Here is a 310-nt window from a genome sequence, read left to right as displayed (position 1 = left end):
TCATAATATAGTCAATTCAACCATGCGTGGTAGCAAGCTGACGTGTCCAAGACTCCCCGTTATATCCCGGAAGTGCGTACTCCCCGCGCCGTCAATCACGCATTTGCCGGTGGCCGGGGTGCGGCTGGCCACGATGAACCGGATCACTGGGTCTTCGCATCGCGGGAAGCGACGGAACAAGACCGTTTGGTGATGGCCAGGGCGGCGGCCTTTATTCACGCCGTTGTTGCCCTTGCGCTGGCGAAACTTCTGACATGGTTCCTGGAACTCATCGTCGGGGAGAATAGCGTCACGCAGGCCATCTGGCTGG

General features: G+C 58.7%; 1 protein-coding gene. It reads left to right on the top strand.

From position 1 onward, the window contains the following. Positions 1 to 42: 42 nt before the first annotated feature. Positions 43 to 310 (top strand): hypothetical protein (locus tag F1735_RS34635; protein ID WP_167241582.1); only part of this gene is annotated, 268 nt, incomplete at its 3' end.

Origin of the sequence: Massilia genomosp. 1 (assembly GCF_011682185.1) — a bacterium.
Taxonomy (GTDB): domain Bacteria; phylum Pseudomonadota; class Gammaproteobacteria; order Burkholderiales; family Burkholderiaceae_D; genus Telluria_A; species Telluria_A rubra.
Note: the sequence above shows the minus strand (reverse complement) of the source record. Positions and strands in the feature narration are given on the sequence as shown.